General features: G+C 59.5%; 20 protein-coding genes and 2 pseudogenes. 12 read left to right on the top strand and 10 right to left on the bottom strand.

Annotated features, from left to right (window positions below; all coding sequences use genetic code 11):
* Positions 1-101: 101 nt before the first annotated feature.
* The 3 genes from dgcA to F0169_RS23535 form a co-directional block, all read right to left on the bottom strand.
* The gene (gene dgcA / locus F0169_RS23545) at positions 102-2162 is read right to left on the bottom strand and encodes a dimethylglycine demethylation protein DgcA (protein ID WP_099234757.1); all 2061 of its coding nucleotides are present in this window, start codon (positions 2160-2162) and stop codon (positions 102-104) included.
* 16 nt (positions 2163-2178) lie between these two features.
* A complete protein-coding gene (locus F0169_RS23540; protein ID WP_152747758.1) occupies positions 2179-2709 on the bottom strand; it encodes a 4-vinyl reductase in 531 nt (176 codons plus the stop codon).
* Positions 2710-2922: 213 nt separating this feature from the next.
* A complete protein-coding gene (locus F0169_RS23535; protein WP_058415189.1) occupies positions 2923-3900 on the bottom strand; it encodes a dipeptidase in 978 nt (325 codons plus the stop codon).
* A gap of 217 nt (positions 3901-4117) precedes the next feature.
* Between F0169_RS23535 and F0169_RS23530 the strand changes: the two genes are divergently transcribed.
* The 3 genes and pseudogenes from F0169_RS23530 (at position 4118) to F0169_RS23520 (ending at position 5672) form a co-directional block, all read left to right on the top strand.
* Positions 4118-4519 carry a lysozyme inhibitor LprI family protein gene (locus tag F0169_RS23530; RefSeq protein WP_058415188.1) on the top strand — a complete coding sequence of 134 codons (402 nt, stop codon included), beginning with the start codon at positions 4118-4120 and terminating at the stop codon, positions 4517-4519.
* A gap of 143 nt (positions 4520-4662) precedes the next feature.
* Positions 4663-5133 (top strand): hypothetical protein, encoded by a 471-nt coding sequence (locus tag F0169_RS23525; protein ID WP_152747757.1) that lies wholly within the window; start codon positions 4663-4665, stop codon positions 5131-5133.
* A 123-nt stretch (positions 5134-5256) separates the two neighbouring features.
* A pseudogene (locus tag F0169_RS23520) lies at positions 5257-5672 on the top strand (DUF3010 family protein).
* A 34-nt stretch (positions 5673-5706) separates the two neighbouring features.
* Here F0169_RS23520 and F0169_RS23515 read toward each other — a convergent pair.
* The 4 genes from F0169_RS23515 to F0169_RS23500 all read right to left on the bottom strand — a co-directional run bounded on the left by F0169_RS23515 (position 5707) and on the right by F0169_RS23500 (position 8933).
* Complete coding sequence (locus tag F0169_RS23515) at positions 5707-6066, bottom strand: HipA domain-containing protein (RefSeq protein ID WP_241679165.1); 360 nt, start codon at positions 6064-6066, stop codon at positions 5707-5709.
* 97 nt (positions 6067-6163) lie between these two features.
* A complete protein-coding gene (locus F0169_RS23510) occupies positions 6164-6460 on the bottom strand; it encodes a helix-turn-helix domain-containing protein (RefSeq protein WP_058415184.1) in 297 nt (98 codons plus the stop codon).
* A 281-nt stretch (positions 6461-6741) separates the two neighbouring features.
* Positions 6742-7920, bottom strand: a complete 1179-nt coding sequence (locus tag F0169_RS23505) for an AAA family ATPase (protein WP_058415183.1) — start codon at positions 7918-7920, stop codon at positions 6742-6744.
* A 68-nt stretch (positions 7921-7988) separates the two neighbouring features.
* The gene (locus F0169_RS23500) at positions 7989-8933 is read right to left on the bottom strand and encodes a GlxA family transcriptional regulator (protein WP_152747756.1); all 945 of its coding nucleotides are present in this window, start codon (positions 8931-8933) and stop codon (positions 7989-7991) included.
* A gap of 193 nt (positions 8934-9126) precedes the next feature.
* On the opposite strand from F0169_RS23500, the gene F0169_RS23495 reads away from it, so the two are divergent.
* The 5 genes from F0169_RS23495 (at position 9127) to F0169_RS23475 (ending at position 13132) form a co-directional block, all read left to right on the top strand.
* Entirely contained in the window at positions 9127-10071 is a 945-nt protein-coding gene (locus tag F0169_RS23495) for a choline ABC transporter substrate-binding protein (RefSeq protein WP_058415181.1), read from the top strand.
* 75 nt (positions 10072-10146) lie between these two features.
* The gene (gene cdhC / locus F0169_RS23490) at positions 10147-11034 is read left to right on the top strand and encodes a 3-dehydrocarnitine:acetyl-CoA trimethylamine transferase CdhC (RefSeq protein ID WP_152747755.1); all 888 of its coding nucleotides are present in this window, start codon (positions 10147-10149) and stop codon (positions 11032-11034) included.
* 160 nt (positions 11035-11194) lie between these two features.
* Complete coding sequence (locus F0169_RS23485) at positions 11195-12160, top strand: L-carnitine dehydrogenase (RefSeq protein ID WP_152747754.1); 966 nt, start codon at positions 11195-11197, stop codon at positions 12158-12160.
* Positions 12161-12278: 118 nt separating this feature from the next.
* Complete coding sequence (locus F0169_RS23480) at positions 12279-12773, top strand: thioesterase family protein (RefSeq protein ID WP_152747753.1); 495 nt, start codon at positions 12279-12281, stop codon at positions 12771-12773.
* A gap of 95 nt (positions 12774-12868) precedes the next feature.
* On the top strand, positions 12869-13132 hold the full coding sequence (locus F0169_RS23475; protein ID WP_099234768.1) for a hypothetical protein: 264 nt from the start codon (positions 12869-12871) through the stop codon (positions 13130-13132).
* A gap of 110 nt (positions 13133-13242) precedes the next feature.
* Here the strand turns inward: F0169_RS23475 and gbdR are convergent, their stop codons facing one another.
* Positions 13243-14346, bottom strand: a complete 1104-nt coding sequence (gene gbdR, locus F0169_RS23470) for a choline metabolism transcriptional regulator GbdR (RefSeq protein WP_058415176.1) — start codon at positions 14344-14346, stop codon at positions 13243-13245.
* 435 nt (positions 14347-14781) lie between these two features.
* Positions 14782-15017 (bottom strand): annotated as a pseudogene (locus F0169_RS23465) (serine dehydratase beta chain); the annotation flags it as partial.
* Here F0169_RS23465 and F0169_RS27480 point away from each other — a divergent pair.
* From F0169_RS27480 to choV, 4 genes are all read left to right on the top strand, one after another.
* Positions 14980-15201: a hypothetical protein gene (locus F0169_RS27480; protein WP_058415175.1), complete on the top strand. Its 222-nt coding sequence runs from the start codon at positions 14980-14982 to the stop codon at positions 15199-15201. The pseudogene F0169_RS23465 and the gene F0169_RS27480 overlap by 38 nt on opposite strands.
* 230 nt (positions 15202-15431) lie before the next feature.
* Positions 15432-16379 (top strand): choline ABC transporter substrate-binding protein, encoded by a 948-nt coding sequence (locus tag F0169_RS23460; protein WP_099234770.1) that lies wholly within the window; start codon positions 15432-15434, stop codon positions 16377-16379.
* A gap of 68 nt (positions 16380-16447) precedes the next feature.
* Positions 16448-17293, top strand: a complete 846-nt coding sequence (choW, locus tag F0169_RS23455) for a choline ABC transporter permease subunit (protein ID WP_058415173.1) — start codon at positions 16448-16450, stop codon at positions 17291-17293.
* Complete coding sequence (gene choV, locus F0169_RS23450) at positions 17290-18468, top strand: choline ABC transporter ATP-binding protein (protein WP_058415172.1); 1179 nt, start codon at positions 17290-17292, stop codon at positions 18466-18468. Before choW ends, choV begins: the two co-directional genes overlap by 4 nt.
* A gap of 155 nt (positions 18469-18623) precedes the next feature.
* Here choV and F0169_RS23445 read toward each other — a convergent pair.
* Positions 18624-20296: BCCT family transporter (locus tag F0169_RS23445; protein WP_152747752.1), on the bottom strand; the 1673-nt coding region annotated here is incomplete at its 5' end.

Below are 20296 nucleotides of genomic sequence, written 5' to 3'. Positions count from 1 at the left end.
CCTTAATGTGGGAGGCGGGCTTGCTCCCGATGGCGGACTGTCAGTTCCTGTCTCTGTAGCTGACCCACCACTATCGGGAGCAAGCCCCCTCCCACACTGAGTCAAAAATCCTTGCACAGGCGCAGGGCGTCATAGATCGCAGCGTGGGTGTTGCGCTGCGCCACACAGTCACCGATGCGAAACAGCAAGTAGCCTTCACCCGCCTCGCTCAGGCACGGCTGCGGCTTGATCGCGAACAGCGCTTCGATGTCCATCTGGCCCTTGTTGCGCGAGCCGCCTTTGAGCGCGTAGTAGATCTCTTCATCCGGGCGCACGCCGTTTTCCACAACCACCTGATCGACTACCCGCTCCTCTTTGGCGCCGGTGTATTCGTTCTCCAGCACCGCCACCAGTTTGTCGCCCTCGCGGTAGACCTTTTCCAGCATCATGTCGCCGGTCATGATCACTTCTTTCGGGTACATGCTGCGGTAGTACGTGGGGAACGACGTACCGCCGATGGCCACGCCGGGCTTGATGTCGTCGGTGACGATCTCGACCTGGCTGCCTTTGTCGGCAAGGAAGTCCGCCACCGACATGCCGGTGAATTCGCAAATGGTGTCGTACACCAGCACGTTTTTGCCCGGCGCGACTTTGCCGTCGAGCACGTCCCAACTGCTCACCACCAGGCCTTCAGCCGCGCCCCAGTGTTCGTTCTGTTCCAGGAACGGATGCCCGCCCACCGCCAGCACCACCACATCCGGGCGCAGGTCGAGGATCGCCTCGGCATTCGCCGCCACGCCCAGGCGCAGGTCGACGTTAAGTCGTGCCAGTTCAAGCTGGAACCAGCGGGTGATCCCGGCGATCTGATCGCGCTGCGGCGCCTTCGAAGCCGTGGTGATTTGCCCACCGATAAAGTCTTTTTTCTCGAACAGCGTCACGTCGTGGCCACGCTCCGCCGCCACGCGTGCAGCTTCCATCCCGGCAGGCCCGGCACCGACCACCACGACGTTGCGTTTAGGCCCGCTGGACTTCTCGATGATGTGCGGCACGCCCATGTACTCACGCGAGGTCGCGGCGTTCTGGATGCACAGCACGTCGAGGCCTTGGTACTGGCGGTCGATGCAGTAGTTGGCGCCGACGCACTGTTTGATCTGGTCGATCTGGCCCATCTTGATCTTGGCGATCAGGTGCGGGTCGGCAATGTGCGCACGGGTCATGCCGACCATGTCCACATAACCGCCTTCCAGAATGCGCGTGGCCTGGTTCGGGTCCTTGATGTTCTGCGCGTGCAGCACCGGCGCCTTGACCACTTCCTTGATACCGGCAGCCAGGTGCAAAAACGGCTCCGGTGGATAACTCATGTTCGGGATCACGTTGGCCAGGGTGTTGTGCGTGTCACACCCCGAGCCGACCACACCGATAAAGTCGAGCATGCCGGTGTCGTCGTAGTACTTGGCGATCTGTTTCATGTCCTCGTGGGACAAGCCGTCCGGGTGGAACTCATCACCGCACAGGCGAATGCCCACGCAGAAATCCGCGCCGACTTCAGCGCGCACGGCCTTGAGTACTTCCAGGCCAAAACGCATGCGGTTTTCAAAACTTCCGCCCCATTCGTCGGTGCGTTTGTTAACCCGTGGGCTCCAGAACTGGTCGATCATGTGCTGGTGCACCGCCGACAGTTCCACACCGTCGAGGCCACCGGCTTTGGCCCGCGCAGCGGCGCTGGCGTAGTTGCCGATTACGCGCCAGATCTCTTCCGGCTCGATGGTTTTGCAGGTGGCGCGGTGCACCGGCTCGCGAATGCCCGACGGCGATAGCAGCGTCGGCCAGTGCTCGCCGTCCCAACGCGAGCGACGGCCCATGTGGGTAATCTGAATCATGATCTTGGCGCCATGCTTGTGCATGGCATCGGCCAGGTTCTGGAAGTGCGGGATGATCCGATCATCGGCCAGGTTCACCGATTTCCACCAGCCTTGCGGGCTGTCGATGGCCACACTGGAAGACCCGCCACAAATCGCCAGGCCAATACCGCCCTTGGCTTTCTCTTCGTAATACTTCACATAGCGGTCGGTGGTCATGCCGCCGTCGGTGGCATACACCTCGGCGTGGGCGGTACTGAGCACGCGGTTGCGAATGGTCAGTTTGCCGATCTGGATCGGCGCGAACATTGCTTCGAAAGCCATGGCAGGGTTCCTCGACTTACAACGGCTTGACGGTGAACAGGCCGTCATCATGGCCTTCTTCGGAGCCGCCGTAGACTTGCTCGGCCACGGTGCGGATTTTGCTGCCGCGAGCTTCAAGGATCTGATCCATCGCGCCGGCAAACCAGCCGGTGAACATGTAGTCGACTTTGCGCCCGACCTTGCCGTACACGTAGACGAACGCCGAGTGTTCCAACTTGACGCTGGCGGTGCCGTTGTCCAGGTCGATGTCCTGGATCTTGAACAAGCCCCAGCCGCGTTGCGACAGGCGTTTCATGTAGTGCTCGAATACCGCAACGCCTTCCAGGCCGTGGCATTCTGCTTCTTTTTCACACCAGTGCCAGGCGGATTTGTAGCCGGCCTTGTAGAGAATGTCGGCGTAGGCATCGGCGCCGAGTACCTCTTCGATACCCATGTGGTTGTTGACGAAAAAATGGCGCGGCACGTACAGCATCGGCAGGGCGTCGGAGGTCCAGACACCGGTTTCGCTGTCGACTTCGATAGGCAATTGCGGGGCGATCTTGGCCATGGAAATTTAACTCCAGAAAATTCGGTTTCAGTGCTTAGCAAAGCTTTTGTTTTGCTCTTATAAACAAGCCGTGTGAATGACTTTGGAGCCGTAGCGAGTACGTCGAGAGCAAGGAAGGACCGGAGCGACAAGCGAGACAGTACGGTACGTACGGCGAGTTTGGCGCGAGGACCTGACGCAGCTATCGGCGAGCGGAGTAGGCTCCAGAGTTATTTATTGGCCCCAAACGTCGTGTAGGACATTCACCCAGTTCTCGCCCATGATCTTGCGCACCACGCGTTCGCTGTGGCCGCGCCGTAGCAGGGTTTCGGTGAGGTTCGGGAACTCGCCCACGGTGCGGATGCCCAGCGGGTTGATGATTTTGCCGAAGCTGGTCAGGCGGCGCGCATAGCCCTTGTCATGGGTCAGCATTTCGAAGAAATCCTGACCATGGCCCTGGGTGAAGTCGGTGCCGATGCCGATGGCGTCTTCGCCGACGATGTTCATCGTGTATTCAATAGCTTCGGCATAGTCGTCGATGGTCGAATCGATGCCCTTGGCCAGGAACGGCGCGAACATGGTCACGCCGACAAAACCGCCGTGGTCAGCAATAAACTTGAGTTCTTCATCGGATTTGTTGCGCGGGTGCTCTTTAAGCCCCGAAGGCAAGCAGTGCGAATAGCACACCGGTTTTTTCGATTCGAGGATGACTTCTTCGCTGGTTTTGGAGCCCACGTGGGACAGGTCGCACATGATGCCGACGCGGTTCATTTCGCCGACTACTTCGCGGCCAAAGCCCGACAGGCCGCCATCGCGTTCGTAGCAACCGGTGCCGACCAGGTTCTGGGTGTTGTAGCACATCTGCACCACGCCCACGCCGAGCTGCTTGAAGATTTCGACGTAGCCGAGCTGGTCTTCAAACGCATGCGCGTTCTGGAAGCCAAAGATGATGCCGGTCTTGCCCAGCTCCTTGGCCTTGCGAATGTCGGCGGTGGTTCTGACCGGAATCACCAAGTCGCTGTTCTCACGGATCAGGGTCTGGCTGGCGACGATGTTATTGACAGTGGCCTGGAACCCTTCCCACACCGACACGGTGCAATTGGCGGCGGTCAGGCCACCTTTGCGCATGTCCTCGAACAGGTCGCGGTTCCACTTGGCAATGATCAGCCCGTCGATAACGATGCTGTCGGCGTGCAATTGCGCTGGGCTCATCAGGCGTCCCCTTATTGGCGATTCATGCGCCGAATCGTCTGCCGGCGCTTTGGGCCAGCATATGCCCAGGGGCAACCTGAGCCGGGTGCAAAAACGACAGGGGAATTGCCGAAAGCGTCAATCCACGACAAAGCGCATGAAGACACGTCTGACTGGCGACTGTTCTTTGTCTTACGCTTGAGCCAGAATTCCGCATCACCTGATATGAGACGGCGCAATGAAATCGATTTTCCTGGCTTTGGCACTCATCGCAACCGGCGTTCACGCGGCCGAAGACACCGACAACACGCCGTGCGATGGCATCGAAAACGACAAACAAACCCTGGAATGCGCGACCTACAACAAAACCACCGCCGAACAATTGCTCAAGGACAACTATCAAGGTTTGCTGGAACGCATGGGCTCGGCCTATGCCGGCAACAAGTCGCAACTGGCCGACATTACCGCTCGTCTGAAGGACGCCCAGCAAAAGTGGGAAAAACTGCGCGATGCCGATTGCGCGGTGGACACCTTCCCGGCGGTGAATGGCAGCAAGGACTATGCGATTCAACAGAATGACTGCCTGGCGCGGATGAGTGATGAGCGGTCCGAGTTTTTGGAGTCGATCGGCCAGGAATAACCCCACGAACGTGTTTGCATCTGCGCTGGCAAGGCACCTGTCAACTGTCAGTTCTCACAGTTTACGGTGTGCCAGGCGGCGCCTATGTTCAGCGGATGATACGGATTATCCGATCATCAAGGATTTACTCCAAGGAGCTGATCATGCTGACTCGACACGTCATTCCCCAAACCTGCGCAACCCCTTCCCAAGGCACCCTGGGCGCCAGTATCGGAACGTCCCCAGCCCTGACGTTAACGGCTGAAGGCCTCAATTTCGCGCGGGATTACTACACAACCGACCGTCAGATGCGTACGACGCTCTCGGCGTTGGAACGCCTGCCCGATATGGTTCATGGTGTCGAGATTACCTTTCTCAGCACGCTAACCGATGGCAGGTATGCGATTGAAGATAAGAAGGTGAGTGCCGTTTATTGGCAATTATTGGTAGAAAACGATGAATCGGTTTTTTACACCCATGATGCCGACTCAGGCTCTATCAGCTTGGCCTTCTCTGATGCGCTTGAGACCGTCGAAGGCGCCTTCAGCTTCAAGTCGACTAACCCGGACGGGAGCATCCTGGTGATCGACGGCGGCAAATTTAACATCGTAGGGCGCGACGACCTTACGTTGTAATAGATAGAGCCTGCTAACGTCGTTCGGCTAGCGCTAATGGGTAACTGATTGCCTGCTATGACACGCAAGCGCAATAAGGGACAATCCGCTGCCCATTTGCGCGCATCACGACTAAGGCCACTCATGACTATTTGCGGCATCGAAATCAAAGGCAGCGAAGCCATTATCGCTGTCGCCTCCCAAGACGGGCTGGCGCTGACCCACGTCGCCCTGGCCACCAAGAAAATCGCCCTCGAAGACGACGATGAGGCGGCCAACGTCAAAGCCTTCGCTGCCCAGGTGAAAGCTTTCGTGCAAGAACACGCCATCACTCGTATCGCGATCAAAAAGCGCAGTAAAAAGGCGAATTCGCCGGCGGCCCGACCACGTTCAAGATTGAAGGCGTGTTTCAACTGCTGGACGGCGTTGACGTGACGCTGCTGTCGCCGCAGACCCTCAACGCGCAGAACAAGAAACACAACTTTGAACTGCCGGCCACGCTGAACAAATATCAGCATGAAGCCTACAAAGCGGCGTGTTCGACGCTGGTTAAAAAGTAAGCCAAGCCAAACATCAGTGCAGGAACGATCACCGCTAGAAGGCTTTCCATACCGATGTGAGGGCAGTAAACACCTGCGCGCTCAAGGTTTTATCGACATCAAGGTGAGTACAACGCGGGCTCCATGTCGATAACGCGTCCAAGGTCTGCTCGATGTAGAGCGCAGGCTCGAGGAAGCTGAACGGCTCGCACACCTTCATGATTGCCTTGCGCGACGGCTGACCAGAACCTGAAAACGCGCTGGTATGCTCATTGCCGCGACCGCTGGTATTGGCAAACGTCAGGTCATATGCCGGAGCCAGTTGCCAGCCTGCGGGCGAGCCAAAGAACGAGAAGTTTTTTGCGTGATCGTCACGATTGTGGGCCAGTGCGTTGAAGAGACGTTCGCCAGCCAATCAGCGTCATACGAAAAATAAATGCCCCTGCCACGCGCGTCGACCAGTTCACCGACCTTCGAACCTTGCAACATGACATGCAGCGCATTGACCGGTTTCATCGACGACCTCGAAGCCTGGTTTGAGTTTTCAGTTCTTGAAGGCTGAGTGGCGGTGGTGCACTGAACAAATTCGCCAGTTGCGACCCGACACCTAAACTCGTCGCGATCAGCAGCATGGCATCCAGGGAAACCTTGCCGGTGGTTTCAAAGCGTTTGAGCGTCGACTCGTTGACTCCGGACTGAGCAGCCAGTGCCCGACGAGAAAGGTTTTTGCTCAGCCGCAGCGCCTTGGCATTGCGGGCTATCTGCAAGGCGATCTCACCAGGGGAGTAGAGGCTATGAGTAAGGGCCATGGTGCGACCTCAGATAAGTGTAGCAACCGCGAGGCTGGCACATAAAATAAAGGACAATATATTATCTATTATTTAAAACATTATGAACAATTGACGTACCACTTTTCACGCCCTTGTATGGCAGGGGCTTGCCTGCGATGACGATCAAAAAAGTGAGCCCCAGCACACTTCAATGTGGGAGGGGGCTTGCTCCCGATACCGTCGGGTCAGTCACTTGTTGAATCAGCAACTGCACCGTCATCGGGAGCAAGCCCCCTCCCACATTTGAGATGTATTGCCTTTCAGTTGGGTGTGCGGCGCTTGTGCTGCAGCCAGTCGCCGAAGGATTTGTCTTCCAGCGCATAACCGCCTCGGCTCGACTTCCACACCAGTTCCTTGTCGCGCAGGGCATCGATGCAGGCCTGAATGGTCTGGGTGCCTGGCACCACGTCGCTGCCCATGGCCTCCAGCGCCTGGCTGACCGCCGTAATCGTGCTGTCGGTGAACGGCGCGAACGGCTCGTTGTTTTGCGAACGCGCCACCATCACTTCCAGTACCGCACGCTGCGCGATGGTGAGATTGTTCCAGGCGCTTTCGAATTCGGTCCACACGCCTGCGCGCAGCAGTTCGGCGCGGCTGTGCAGCAGTTGGCCGAGGTTGCTCGCCTCGCCGAGTTCCAGCGCGACTTCACCGATGATGGTGCGCAACATCTCCGGGCGACGCCCGACCAGCTCGAACGCCTGGTCGATGTCGGCGGGGTTGAATTGATTGGTCTCGGCCAGGTGCGCGTTGAGGTGCACGGTGTAGGCCTGGGTGAACTCTTTGCCGAGCAAGGGAAATGGCGTGATGCTGGAGCCGAAGAACGGTTGGCTTTTAACCAACACCAAATGCGCGAGTTTGTCGCGGTTGGAGCCGGTAAACACCAGGCGCAAACCACTGCCCTCGCCTTCCCGGCCTTGGTTGAGCTGATCGCGCGCAGCCTTCAGGGCAAACATCGCGTTTATGCCCGCGTCGGTAGTCAGCGCATGCTGAGCTTCATCAATCACCAGCACCACGGTTTTGCCGGCAGCGTTGTGGAGCAACTCCAGAGCCTGCGTCAGCGTCGCGCCGACCGGGAGTTGGGGTTTGGTGAAATCCCAGGACAAGGTGCGCAGGAAGCTGAGTTTTTCGATGCCGATGTTTTTTGCCAGTTTACGGATGCCCTTTTCAAACGGCACCAAAGCCCCGGCAATCGCACTGGCGATCAGGTCGGCGGGGTCTTGCTCCTTGTCGGCCCACAGGTCGACATACACCGCCAGCCAGCCGCGTGCCTGGCATTCAGGGATCAGGTCTTCGCGTAAAAAAGTGCTTTTGCCGGTGCGGCGCGGCGCCGCGAGAAACAGGCCAGAGGTAAAATCCTGAATACCGGCCCCCACCAGGCCGTCGGCAATGCTGCGTGCCAGGGCGGGGCGGCGGAACACAAAGCCGCTGTGAGTCGACATACTTTTATACTCAATTATGGAAAGGACTATAAATTATACCTGCGAGTATAAAACACTATAATTCGCCATCAAACCACCTCCCGTCGCCGATCCTCCCGCGGGCACTTGGCAAACTTGGCCCTGTAGCTGCGCGTGAAATACGACGGCGACTCAAACCCGCAGGCGATGCTTACTTCCAGCACGCTCAGGTCGCTCTGGCGCAACAGCTGCCGGGCTTTTGCAAGGCGCAGGCCAAGGTAGAAATTGCTCGGTGTGTCGTTCAAATGCAGGCGAAACAGCCGCTCCAACTGGCGGCGGGTCACGTTGATCGCTTCGGCCAGCGCCAACGTGCTCAGCGGCGGCTCGGTGTGTTGCTCCATCTCGCCGATCACTTGCACGAGTTTTTTGTTGTTGATGCCGTAGCGCGTGGCGATTTGCATGCGCTGGTGGTCTTTGCGCGGGCGGATACGCCCGAGCACGAATTGTTCCGAGACCTGAATCGCCAGCTCAGCGCCATGCGCCTGGGCGATCAGGTCGAGCATCAGGTCGATGCAAGCGGTGCCACCGGCGCAGGTGATGCGGCGGCGGTCGATCTCAAACAACTCCTGCGTCACGCTCAGGTGTGGATAAGACTCCTTGAAGGCCTCGATGGCTTCCCAGTGCAACGTCAGGCGGTAGCCGTCGAGTAGACCGGCTTCGGCGAGCACGCAGGCGCCCGTGTCGATGGCGCCGAGGGTCACGCCTTCGTGGTCGAGGCGGCGTAGCCACTGCCCCAGAGCGGGCGTGGCGAACTGCAGCGGTTCGAAGCCTGCGACCACCAACAGCGTCGCGCCTTTTTTCAGCGGCTCCAGCGCGGCTTCGGCGTTGACCGACATGCCATTGCTCGCCAGCACCGCGCCGCCGTCGGCACTCAAGATGTGCCAGCGGTACAGCTCGCCGCGAAAGCGGTTGGCCACCCGCAGCGGTTCCAGCGCAGAGATAAAACCGATGGCCGAGAAGCCCGGCATCAGCAAAAAGTAGACATCCTGGGGCATGGTGGCGCTCTCGTCGGGCGGGCAGCGTGGCACTGTGATACTCCCGTTAATGCGCGGTTTCAAGGGGGCAGGTCGCTGCAGTGCAAGAGCGGGTCGCCGCCGTGCGTTTTGTCGGGCCGGAAGGTACGTAACTTGATCCCACGGCGCACAAAGACGCCGGCCCCCACAATAACCAGCTGCCGAGGGATTCACCATGAACCGACTGATCAGCCGCTGCGTGCTGGCACTCAGCGCCAGTGCCATTTTGAGCACCAGCGTTTTAGCGGCCGACGCAGAATCCTGCCGAAACGTGCGCATGGGCGTGGTGAACTGGACCGACGTCATCGCCACCAGCGCCATGACCCAGGTATTGCTCGATGGCCTCGGCTACAAGACCAAACAAACCAGCGCCTCCCAGCAAATCATCTTCGCTGGCATCCGTGACAAGCGCCTGGATATGTTCCTCGGCTATTGGAACCCGTTGATGACCCAAACCATCACGCCGTTCGTGGAGGCCAAGCAGGTCAAAGTCCTCGACAAACCCAGCCTGCAAGATGCCCGCGCCACCCTCGCCGTGCCGACTTACCTGGCGGACAAGGGCCTGAAAACCTTCGCCGATATTGCCCGGTTCGAGAAAGACCTCGGCGGCAAGCTCTACGGCATCGAGCCGGGCTCGGGCGCCAACACGCAGATCAAGGCAATGATCGCCAAAAACCAGTTCGGCCTGGGCAAGTTCCAACTGGTGGAATCCAGCGAAGCCGGCATGCTCGCCGCCGTCGACCGCGCGGTGCGGCGCAAGGAAGCCGTGGTGTTCTTCGGCTGGGCGCCGCACCCGATGAACGTCAATGTGGCGATGACTTACCTCACCGGCAGCGACGATGCCCTTGGCCCGAACGAAGGCATGGCCACCGTGTGGAGCGTGACGTCGCCGACCTATGCCGAGCAGTGCCCGAACGTGCACAAACTGCTGACCAACCTGACCTTCACCGCCGCCGACGAGAGCCGCATGATGCAGCCGTTGCTGGATCACAAAGACCCGATGGAGTCGGCCAGGCAGTGGCTCAAGGATCACCCGCAAGACCAGCAACGCTGGCTCGAAGGGGTGACCACCTTTGACGGCAAACCGGCTGCCGCCAACCTGCAATTGACCCTCAAATAAATTTTTTCTGAAGCGCCGTTTCGCGGTCACTGGCGACCGCGAACGGCATCATCACGCCTGTAAGGAACCCGCCGCATGAACCACGACGTCATCATCACCTGCGCACTCACCGGTGCTGGCGACACGAGCGCCAGAAGCCCACACGTGCCGGTCACGCCCAAACAAATCGCCGCCGCCGCCGTTGAAGCCGCCAAGGCCGGCGCCACCGTGGTGCACTGCCACGTGCGTGACCCCCACACCGGAAAGTTCAGCCGTGACGTCGCTTTGTACCGCGAAGTGATGGAGCACATCCGCGAGGCCGACATCGACATCATCGTCAACCTCACCGCCGGCATGGGCGGCGACCTGGAGATTGGCGGCGGCGAAAACCCGATGGCGTTCGGCGCCAACACTGACCTGGTTGGCCCGCTGACGCGCCTGGCGCATGTGGAAGCGCTGCTGCCGGAAATCTGCACGCTGGACTGCGGCACCCTGAACTTCGGCGATGGCGACAGCATTTACGTGTCCACTCCGGCGCAACTGCGGGCGGGTGCCAAGCGCATTCAGGCGCTGGGCGTTAAGCCTGAGCTGGAAATTTTCGACACCGGCCACCTGTGGTTCGCCAAGCAGATGATCAAGGAAGGCCTGCTCGACAACCCGCTGTTTCAACTGTGCCTGGGCATCCCATGGGGCGCCCCGGCTGACACCACCAGCATGAAAGCCATGGTCGACAACCTACCCGCCGACGCGGTGTGGGCAGGCTTTGGTATCGGTCGCATGCAAATGCCGATGGCAGCGCAAGCGGTGCTGCTGGGCGGCAACGTACGGGTCGGCCTGGAAGACAACCTGTGGCTGGACAAAGGCGTGCTCGCCACCAACGGCCAACTGGTGGAGCGCGCCAGTGAAATTCTGAGCCGCTTGGGCGCGCGGGTTATGACGCCTGCAGAAGGCCGAATCAAGATGGGCCTGACCCAGCGCGGCTGAGCCAGGCACAACAAAACCCTGTGGGAGCCGGGCTTGCCCGCGATGGCGGTACACCCGCCACTGAATATGCCAACTGACACACCGCTATCGCAGGCAAGCCGGCTCCCACCTTTGGATAGGCTTACACATTGAATCACCGAATTATTCAGGGAATGTCGACATGCGCTTTATCACCGAAATCAAAACCTTCGCCGCGCTGGGCAGCGGTGTCATCGGCAGCGGCTGGGTATCGCGCGCCTTGGCCCACGGCTTGGACGTGGTCGCCTGGGACCCGGCCCCCGGCGCCGAAGCAGCGCTGCGCAAACGCGTCGCCAACGCGTGGGGCGCCCTGGAAAAACAGGGCCTGGCGCCAGGCGCATCGCAAGACCGCCTGCGCTTTGTGGCCACCATCGAGGCGTGCGTAAAAGACGCCGACTTTATCCAGGAAAGTGCCCCGGAACGCCTGGACCTGAAACTCGAACTGCACAGCAAAATCAGCGCGGCGGCCAAGCCGAATGCGCTGATTGGTTCGAGCACCTCGGGGCTGTTGCCGAGTGAATTCTACGAAGGTTCCACCCACCCTGAGCGCTGCGTGGTGGGCCACCCGTTCAACCCGGTTTACCTGCTGCCGCTGGTCGAAGTGGTCGGCGGCAAACATACGGCGCCGGAGGCAATTCAAGCGGCGATAAAAGTATATGAATCGCTCGGCATGCGCCCGCTGCATGTGCGCAAGGAAGTGCCGGGGTTTATCGCTGACCGTTTGCTCGAAGCGCTGTGGCGTGAGGCCTTGCACCTGGTGAATGACGGCGTGGCGACCACCGGCGAGATCGACGATGCGATCCGTTTTGGCGCAGGCTTGCGTTGGTCATTTATGGGCACTTTCCTCACCTACACCCTCGCGGGCGGTGACGCTGGCATGCGCCACTTTATGGCGCAATTCGGCCCGGCGCTGCAGTTGCCGTGGACCTACCTGCCGGCGCCGGAATTGACCGACAAACTGATCGACGATGTGGTCGACGGCACCCGTGAACAGTTGGGTGACCACAGCATTTCGGCACTGGAGCGCTATCGTGATGATTGCCTGTTGGCAGTGCTGGAGGCGGTGAAAACCACCAAAGCCAAGCACGGCATGACCTTCGCTGATTAACCGTTGTTGATTTCCTGTGGGAGCTGGCTTGCCTGCGATAGCGGCGGTGAGTCGTACATTGCTATCGCAGGCAAGCCAGCTCTCACATTTGAACGAATACATAGCCGGAATTTATGTGATGCCTGCACTGACGACTTACACCACAAGAATCCACCCCGACTGGGTGGACTACAACGGCCACCTGCGCGACGCGTTCTACCTGCTGATTTTCAGCTACGCCACCGATGCGTTGATGGACACGCTGGGGCTGAACAGCGAAAACCGTGAAGCCAGCGGGCATTCGCTGTTCACCCTGGAGCTGCATCTGAATTACCTGCACGAAGTGAAACTCGGCGCCAGCGTTGAGGTGCATACCCAACTGATCGCCCACGATGCCAAGCGCCTGCACCTCTATCACAGCTTGCATCATGTGGACGATACAACGGCGCTGGCAGGCAACGAACAGATGCTGCTGCACGTCGACCTCGCGGGGCCGCATTCGGCGCCGTTCACCGAGGCCACGCGGGGAAAACTCGCGGCCATGCACACTGAACAAGCCGACTTGCCGCGCCCCACCCTCCTCGGCCGCATTATTGGCTTACCGCCAACCCGCCAGAAAGCGACCTGCTCATAGCCATCCCAGCCATGCGTTGATTCTGCGCTTGCCGACCGGCCAAAGGCCTACCAGAATCCAGCTCAGCCCCCGCTCCCTACACCAGGATAAACGTCATGATGCACGCGGATTTGATTGACCAGGATGACCTGCTGGGCCAACTGCGCTCATTGGGTTTTGAAGTGCCCAGCGGCGCCAGCGCCGAGCAGGCCTGCGAGTCTGCGGTACGCGGTTTGGACGAAGCACGCGCCGAGGCGCTCAAGCGCATGGTCGAGCAGATGTACACCGGCAGCGCGACGATTTTACCGGCGGTGAGGCAGGCGATTGATCAGCGGTTGTTGCCGGCGTTGGGGCAGTTCAAGCAGAACGCTGGCGCCTGATAGACCGCTATCGCGAGCAAGCCCGCTCCCACAGTGATTGTGTTCACAATTCAAAATGTGGGAGCGGCGGTGCGACGATTCGACTTGCTCGCGATAGCAGGCGACCCGGTCTACAGCCTTACACTCGCAAACGTCGACTCATTGCGCGCCTGGCTCAACGCCGACAACGGCCCCGACAGCGGTGACAACACCAGCGCCTGCGGAATCGGCAGCATCGCCACTTGCTGCGTGGTGTTGGAACCGACGCGCTCATCGCGTGGCGGAATGCCGAAGTATTCGCGGTAGCACTTGGAGAAGTGCGGCGTCGACACAAACCCGCACACCGAGGCCACTTCGATAATCGACATCGGCGTTTGCTTGAGCAACTGCCGCGCACGAATCAGGCGCAGCTTGAGGTAATAGCGCGACGGCGAGCAGTGCAGGTATTTTTGAAACAAGCGCTCCAACTGCCGACGCGACACGGCCACATACACCGCCAGTTCGTCCAGGTCGATCGGCTCTTCGAGGTTGGCTTCCATCAGCGCGACAATTTCCTGCAGCTTCGGCTGGTTGGTGCCGAGCATGTGCTTGAGCGGCACGCGCTGGTGGTCCTGCTCGTTGCGGATGCGTTCGTACACAAACATCTCGGAGATGGCGGCAGACAATTCACGGCCGTGGTCGCGGCTGATCAGGTGCAGCATCATGTCCAGCGGCGCAGTGCCGCCAGAGCTGGTGAAGCGGTTGCGGTCGAGGGTGAACAGGCGTGTGCTCATGGCCACGCGCGGGAAGGCTTCCTGCATCGACGCCAGGCATTCCCAGTGCACGCTGCAATCAAACCCATCGAGCAAACCCGCGCACGCCAACGCCCAACTGCCGGTGCACACAGCGCCGAGACGCCGCGACTGGCGCGCCTGGCTTTGCAGCCACGACACATGCTCGCGGGTGACGGTGCGCTGGATACCGACGCCGCCGCACACGATCACCGTGTCCAGCGCTGGCGCTTTGTGCATGGAGGCATCGGGGGTGATTTGCAGACCATCGCTGGCCCACACCTGGTTGCCGTCGACGCTCAGGGTTGTCCAGCGATACAGCTCGCGGCCGGACAGTTGGTTGGCCATGCGCAGCGGTTCCACGGCGGACGCCAGGGAAATCAGCGTGAAATTGTCCAGCAGCAAAAAGCCGATGGATTGGGGCGCACGGTTCTGGGGTTGAGCCCCTGAGTTGGACGACGTCATCGCGGTATCTCCTCACACAAAGCGGGTGATGGCCTCAGGCGAGGCTCTTGTTATTGCGCTCTGTTCCCGAGCGGTAAAAAGCGAAGGGAGAGAGGCTTTGAATGGATAGAGCAAATGCCATGCCCAAAATTGAATGACCATTCAATAACTCCTGAAAACGACCTGTTGACGTGTCTATATAAGCCCACGCAAGAAGTGCGGGATATGCCTCGAAAAACGCGTAGCCGTTGTCCGCTCAAGGTGTGTGAGCAGTTCGGTAGCACTTATGTGAAGTGCGCTTTGCGGGCGTAGGAAAATTCTGTCACCACACGCACAGGTGACAGCGGGTCAAACGCGAATTTGCTCGAAAGCGACTTATCTGTTTGCGACGCGCTAAAAGGTGGCGCTTTTGCAGTGGGGTGTGCACTTTATGAGCAGCAGTGGCTGCACCACCGCTATCGTGTCTGGCCACGCGGCCATCTGGTCCATAATGGCGGCGGTGTGCTGCCGTGACCGATGCCGGTGGCCGATAAAGACCCGTAACGCTGAACTTCGACCCGCCTGACTTGTTCCAACAGTTCACGTTCACGCAATGCCTGGACGAATAACGCCGCTGCGCGCATGGGGCCGACGGTGTGAGACCTCGAAGGCCCGATGCCGATCTTGAACAGGTCGAAAACGAAAACGCTGATCGCCATTGCCGTGCAACGCCTCGGTGAGCACACGCCAGGCACCAGCGAGCTACACGGCCCAGATCGCGGCATCATCAGGCTTTTGCCCGTCATCAAGCCGTCTCATACCGACGTAACCATGCTAACCAGCGTCGCCCGTGCGCAATCGTCAGTTTTGGCCGTTTTTAACGGTGCATATCGGTAAAAACTACAGTTTTGCGGTTAAAAAAAGCTGTAAGCGACGTCACCGACACTGGATACGACCATCCCTGTACTGGATACGACGCCCCCTGTAGGCGTCAGATTTTCACTGGTACATGATCAGTCTCGACTCGTTTGCAAGGCACCGTGCCAGAGCTGTCTGTCGCACGTCCCAACCGCAACCCTTATAAAGCGCGGCGAATGCCGCCAGAAAAGACACAGGAGTCTACCCCCATGAAAGGTTCACCCTCGTTGTTGTTGGCCGCCATGTTGAGTCTGCCGGTAATGGCACACGCCGCAGAACCGGAACAGTGCAAGACCGTTAACTTCTCTGATGTCGGCTGGACCGACATCACCGTGACTACCGCCACCACCAGCGAAGTCCTCAAGGGCCTGGGCTACAAGCCGCGCACCACGATGATTTCGGTACCGGTCACCTACAAGTCGCTGGCCGACGGCAAGAACATGGACGTTTTCCTAGGCAACTGGATGCCGACCATGGAGAACGACATCAAGCAGTACCGCGATGCCGGCAGCGTAGAAACCGTGCGCGCCAACCTGGAGAACGCTAAGTACACCCTGGCCGTCCCCGAGGCGCTGTATGACAAGGGCCTGAAAGACTTCGCCGACATCGTGAAATTCAAGGATGAGCTGGACGGCAAAATCTACGGCATCGAACCAGGCAACGACGGTAACCGCACCATTCAAACCTTGATCGACAAGGATGCCTTCGGCCTGAAAACCGCAGGTTTCAAGGTGGTCGAGTCGAGCGAAGCCGGGATGCTCTCGCAAGTTGAGCGAGCCACCAAACGCGGCAAGGCCATCGTGTTCCTTGGCTGGGAACCGCACCCGATGAACACCCGCTTCAAGATGAAATACCTGACCGGCGGTGATGATTCGTTCGGCCCCAACTACGGCCAGGCCACCATCTACACCAACGTGCGCAAGGGCTACACGCAGGAATGCAGCAACGTTGGCCAACTGCTGAAAAACCTCTCGTTCACGTTGAACATGGAAAGCACCCTGATGGGCAACGTGCTCGACGACAAGATGAAGCCCGACGCCGCGGCCAAGGCCTGGCTGAAGAAGAACCCGCAAGTGCTCGACACCTGGCTCGCCAATGTGACCACCGTGGACGGCAAGCCAGGGCTTGAGGCCGTCAAAGCCTATCTCGACAAGTAAGCCTGTTGACCCCGGGCCGGTGCGCTGGCCCGGGATGTTTTTCCCTTCGCATGTGGACCTTCACTACCATGCTGACTGAACATAAAATCCCGCTGGGCCAGTACATCGCTGCCTTCGTCGATTGGTTGACCGAACACGGCGCCAACTATTTCGACGCAATCGCATCGACCCTGGAAACGATGATCCACGGCGTGACGTTTGCGCTGACCTGGTTCAACCCGCTGGCATTAATCGGTCTGGTTGCGCTACTCGCTCACTTTATTCAACGTAAATGGGGCCTGACGGTTTTTGTGATTGCCTCCTTCCTGCTGATCCTGAACCTGGGGTACTGGCAGGAAACCATGGAAACCCTCGCGCAAGTGCTGTTCGCGACCCTGGTTTGCGTGGTCATCGGTGTGCCGCTGGGCATTATCGCCGCGCACAAACCGATGTTTTATACGCTGATGCGGCCGGTGCTCGATCTGATGCAGACCGTACCGACCTTCGTCTACCTCATCCCTACCCTGACCCTCTTCGGGCTGGGTGTGGTGCCTGGGCTGATTTCCACCGTGGTGTTCGCGATTGCGGCGCCGATCCGCCTGACCTACCTGGGTATCCGCGATGTGCCGCAAGAGTTGATGGACGCCGGCAAGGCCTTTGGTTGCTCGCGCCGTCAGTTGCTCTCGCGCATTGAACTGCCGCACGCCATGCCGAGCATCGCTGCCGGCATTACCCAATGCATCATGCTGTCGTTGTCGATGGTGGTGATCGCGGCCCTGGTGGGCGCCGACGGTCTCGGCAAGCCGGTGGTCAACGCGCTGAACACCGCCGACATTGCCTTGGGCTTTGAAGCAGGCCTGGCGATCGTATTGCTGGCCATCATGCTTGACCGCATCTGCAAACAACCCGACGCCAAAACTGGGGGTGATGCATGAGCATTATTCGATTCGACAAGGTCGACGTGATCTTTTCCAAAGACCCACGCGAAGCGCTCAAGCTGCTCGACCAAGGCATGAGCCGTAACGAAATCCTGAAAAAGACCGGGCAAATTGTCGGCGTTGAAAACGCCAGCCTGGATGTAGAGAAAGGCGAAATCTGTGTGCTGATGGGCCTGTCGGGCTCCGGCAAGTCGAGCTTGCTGCGCTGCATCAACGGGCTCAATACCGTCAGCCGTGGTCAGTTGTTTGTGGAGCATGAAGGCCGTCAGATCGACATCGCCTCGTGCACGCCCGCCGAGCTGAAAATGATGCGCACCAAACGCATCGCCATGGTGTTCCAGAAGTTCGCCTTGATGCCCTGGCTGACGGTACGCGAGAACATCAGCTTTGGCCTTGAGATGCAGGGCCGCCCGGAAAAAGAGCGGCGCAAGTTGGTGGATGAAAAACTGGAGCTGGTGGGCCTGACCCAGTGGCGTAACAAGAAGCCCGACGAGCTGTCCGGCGGCATGCAGCAACGCGTCGGCCTGGCCCGCGCTTTGGCGATGGACGCCGACATTCTGCTGATGGATGAACCCTTCTCCGCGCTCGACCCGCTGATTCGCCAAGGCCTGCAAGATGAACTGCTGGAGCTGCAACGCAAGCTGAGCAAGACCATCGTGTTCGTCAGCCATGACCTGGATGAAGCACTCAAGCTGGGCAGCCGCATCGCAATCATGAAAGACGGCAAGATCATCCAGCACAGCGTGCCGGAAGAGATCGTGCTGAACCCGGCGGATGACTATGTGCGCACCTTCGTCGCGCACACTAATCCGCTGAACGTGCTGTGCGGTCGCAGCCTGATGCGCACGGTGGACAACTGCACCCATGTGAACGGCTCGATCAGCCTGGACCCGGGCGGCGACTCCTGGCTGGACCTCACCGAAGGCAACGTGATCAAGGGCGCCCGCCAGAACGGCACAGCGTTGAACCTGCAGAACTGGGCACCGGGGCAACCGGTAGAAGGTTTGGGCCGTGTGCCGACGCTGGTGGATTCCAATATCGGCATGCGCGATGCGTTGCAGATTCGTTACCACACCGGGAATAAGTTAGTGCTGCAGGACAACAACCAAGTGGTGGGGATATTGGGCGACAGCGAGCTTTACCACGCCCTGCTCGGCAAAAACCTCGGCTAACCCAACACCCCAAACCCCACTGAAAAAACGCGGTCAGTGTGGGAGGGGGCTTGCTCCCGATAGCAGTGCAACAGTAGCAGCTGTGCTGACTGAAACACCGCCATCGGGAGCAAGCCCCCTCCCACAGTTGAGCGCATTCCCACCAGGCTCAATCATCAGCTATAGACACGGCCAAGGAGCTGCCGATGGCTTTCAAACTGATCGAGCACGTCCCGGGTGATTTGTTCCTGGGCGAAGCCCATCAGGTCGTATTCCTGAGGCCCGTTGTGCAGGTAAACCTCGGCCCGGTAGAAACGCGTGCGCTCTTCCTCGGGCAAGTCGCCTGGGGCCGACGAGTAAGCATCCAGGCTCACTTCGTAAACAAACGGGTTGCCCTCCCCCATCTCGATGCGCAGACCAATACAGCGTTTGGATTTGCCCAACAGGGTCTGCACGTCCAGCCCCTGATCACGCAACGCCGTCGCCGCCTCTTCCAGCGCCGGCGTTACGTGCTTGTCCAAAAAGCGCTGCACGGTGGCCTGGCTCGGTTGCAGGTCCAGCGCGGTCAAACGCTCGCTGAAACCACGGCGGCCACGCTCGGCCAGTTGCGCCTGCTCCTGTTCGATCGCCACGTCCTGGCGCATGGCCTTGTGCAAACCGAACATGAACAGAATCAGCACCACCGAGAACGGCAGCCCCGCCAACACCACCATGGTTTGCATGGCTTCGAAGTTGCCGGCAAACAACAGGCCGATGGTCACCAGAGTGATTACCGCCGACCAGAAGATACGCAGCCAGTGCGGCGCATCTTCGTCCACGTTGCCGCCGGTGCACGACAGGTTAGCCATCATCACCGCGCCGGAATCCGCCGGGGTCAGGAACAACACAAAGCCGACGAAAATCGACACGCCGATCACGATGTTCGACGCCGGGTAATGCTCAAGCAACTGGTAGATGGCCATCGACGGTTGTTCCAGCGCCGTCTTGCCCAGCTCCACCGCACCGTGGTTCAGCACCAGGTCCAGCGCCGAGTTACCGAAGATCGACAGCCACGCCAGGGTGAAGCCCAGCGGAATCAACAGCACGCCGGCCACCAGTTCACGCACGGTGCGACCACGCGAAATACGCGCGATGAACATGCCCACGAATGGCGCCCACGAAATCCACCACGCCCAGTAGAACAGGGTCCACAGGCCCATCCAGCGCTCGGTCTTGTCGGCGTCGCCTGCGTACACATAAAGATCGAAGGTTTTCAGCACAATGCCGTTGAGGTAATCGCCGGTGTTTTGCACCAAGCCATTGAGCAGGTGCAGGGTGGGGCCGAACAGCAACACGAAGATCAGCAAACCGCTGAACAGCACGATGTTGAGGTTCGACAGGCGGCGAATACCGTTTTCCACACCCGACACGGCGGCGATGGTCGCCACAGTGCTCATCACGATGATCACAATCAACAGGTTGGTGTTGCTGTGCTGCATGCCGAACAGGTTTTCCAACCCGGACGACACCTGCATCGAGCCGATGCCCAGGTTCGTCACCAGGCCGAGCAAGGTCACGAACATGCCAAAACCGTCCACCGCATGGCCAGCCGCGCCTTTTACCCAGCGTTCGCCCACCAGCGGGTACAACGCCGAACGCAACGCCAGCGGCTGGTTATGCCGGTACGCAAAGTACGCCACGGCCAAGCCGACCAGCGCGTAAATCGCCCAGCCGTGCAGGCCCCAATGCAGGAACGTCAGTTGCAACGCCTGGCGTGCTGCACCGTTGCTGGCGGCCACGCCTTCGGGCGGGTTGAAGTAGTGGTCCAGCGGCTCGGAGGCGCCGAAGTACAGCAGCGAGATGCCGATGC

The sequence above is a fragment of the Pseudomonas kitaguniensis genome, from assembly GCF_009296165.1.
GTDB lineage: Bacteria > Pseudomonadota > Gammaproteobacteria > Pseudomonadales > Pseudomonadaceae > Aquipseudomonas > Aquipseudomonas kitaguniensis.
This window is presented reverse-complemented; position numbering and strand designations above follow the sequence as displayed.